Source organism: Niastella populi, assembly GCF_002078015.1.
Classification (GTDB): domain Bacteria; phylum Bacteroidota; class Bacteroidia; order Chitinophagales; family Chitinophagaceae; genus Niastella; species Niastella populi.
In genome coordinates, this window is the sequence record NZ_LWBP01000259.1 from 1 (window position 1) to 2,610 (window position 2,610).

Consider the following 2,610-nt stretch of genomic DNA (forward strand, 5'->3'; position numbering starts at 1 on the left):
TTTACCTGGTTATCCTTTCGGCCTAAGAACGCTATAGTGCCATCTGCATTCCACTTACCTACATCTCCTGTATCATATATTCTTTGATGCGCATTGAACGGGCTGCTGATAAAACGTTCTGCCGTCAATGCATCCTGTCGGTAATAACCCAGTGCCAGTCCGTCGCCGCCGATATAGATCGATCCCGGGATGCCAACAGGAACCGGTTGTAATTGTTCGTCTGTGATATAGATTGTAGTGTTATGGATAGGTTTGCCTACATTACCGGCGTCAGCGGCCTTTTCAATTTTTTTAGTAGCAGACCAGATAGTGGTTTCGGTGGGACCGTACATATTCCACAACTCACCGCAGCTTTTCAAGATCCTGTCAGCCAGCGATTCACTCAGCAGGTCACCGCCACACAACACCTTCAATCCTTTTTGGCCCTGCCAGCCGCTTTCGAAAAGCATTTGATAAAATGCAGGCGTAGCCTGTATCACAGCAGGCTTTACTTGCTGCAACTTTGCTATGATCCGTTGCGGATCTGATAAAGTGCCGACGCCTGCAACGTATACACAACCGCCACTCAGCAAAGGCAGGAACAACTCCAATACAGCAATATCAAATGATATGGTGGTAACGGCAAACAACAACTCGCCCGCTTTCATGCCGGGCTGCTGTTGCATGCTAGTTAAAAAGTTCACTACCGAACGGTGGCTGATCGCTATCCCTTTAGGTTTGCCTGTTGAGCCGGAGGTATAGATGATGTAGGCAGTATCTTCAGTAGGCACTGCATCATTTACAATAGCGTTATTTACCCGGTCATCTGCAACCAGACTGTGGAGGTACATTAACGTCACCCGGCTTGTATCTACCGATGTTGAAATTTTTTCTTCTGTGATCAACAGTTCACAACCGCTTTGCTCCAGGATATAATTGAGGCGCTCTGCAGGATAGGCAGGATCGAGCGGAATATATGGCCTGCCGGTACGCAAGATGCCCAACAGTGTAGCCACCATACTGGCCGACCTGGTTAACAATATGCCTACCGGGGCTTTATCACCGGGCCCAATTTTATTCATGATACCGGCTGCCACCTGACGGCACCGGTTATCTAATTGCTGATAGGTGAACTGGGTAAATTCGTCACGCAAAGCAATTTTGTCAGGAAACAACCGTACCTGTTCCTCCCACAGCTCAACAATGCTTTTTTCTTTCGGATAAGCGGCAGTGGTATCATTGAAGGAGATAAGCAATTGTTGTTTCTCAGCGATACTTAAATAATCCAGCCGGTTAATAGGTTCTAACGGATGCAGCGTAACGGCAGCCAATAATTGCTGCATATGCAGGGCCAGGCGGTTTATTCTTTCCTCATTATAAATATCAGTGTTATATTCAATGCTCAGGTGCAGCGCATCTTCCAACTCAAGAAAACTAAAACTAAGATCAAACTTACTGGCTATATTCTCAATACCTGCGTAAGGACTTACCTGTAATTTACCCAGGCTATAATACTCATTATTTTTATCAATATGTTGATTTTGCAGGATCAACATCACATCGAACAGGGGATTACGGCTTATATCGCGTTGTAACGACAAGCCTTCTACCAGTTCATCAAAAGGATAATCCTGGTGATTGTAAGCCTGTAAGGTGTTGCGCTTTATGTTTTCCAATAACGAATAAAAACTGTCGTTACCCTCAAATTTTGTTCGCAACGCAAGCATGTTTAGGTAAAAGCCGATCTGTTCTTCCAAACCAACTTTATCCCTGCCGGCTACCGGGCTGCCTATGATAATATCCTGCTGACCGGTATATCGATACAATAATGTTTTCACGAGGGCCAGCAATCCCATAAACAAAGTGCCCCCCTGCTGTCTTATCAATGTTTTTAATTCCCGCACCCTGCCTGCATCTAAAGTAGTGATGAGGGTACTTCCATTGTACGTTTTAACAGCCGGGCGCACCCGGTCTGCAGGCAGATCAAGCACCGGAAGCGGCCCTTCCATTTGTTGCAACCAATAGGTTTTATGCACCTTCAATGCTTCATCGCCAAGTTGCTGCTGCCACGAAGCGTAATCTTTATATTGAATGGGCAAAGGAGACAGTTCCGGTTCTTCCCCACTTTCATAAGACTTATAAAAAGTAAGTAGTTCATGGAGTAAAACGTTCATTGACCAGCCATCGCTGATGATGTGATGCATCACATAGGTAAAGATCCATTTACTATCGCCGGTTTGAAACAACCCCGCCCGCAACAGCGGACCCGAGGTAAGATCGAAGGGCTGTATAAATTGTTCCCGCACCAGCTTTTCAACCGCCTGCGTTGATTGATGGTTATTACGCAAATCCTTTGATACAATATGAAAGCCCGCTTTTGAAAAGGGAAGGATCACCTGCCGCACTTCTCCCTGCTCATCTTCTCTGAACACGGTTCGTAAGATCTCATGCCGGCCGATCACAGAATCAAAAGCAAACTTCAATGCCTCTCTATTCAACTCTCCTTCAAATACGTAAACACGGGGAAGGTTATAAGCGATGTTCGCTTCTTCAAACTGGCTCAGCACCCATAAACGGCGTTGAGAAAACGACAACGGGTATGAGGCCTGGGGAGCAACAGGAATGATGGCT

1 protein-coding gene is annotated in these 2,610 nt (G+C 46.0%); it reads right to left on the reverse strand.

Going from position 1 to position 2,610, the window contains the following annotated elements; genetic code table 11:
- A partial coding sequence (locus A4R26_RS34285) for a non-ribosomal peptide synthetase (RefSeq protein ID WP_133054867.1) occupies positions 1–2,610 on the reverse strand: 2,610 nt, incomplete at both ends.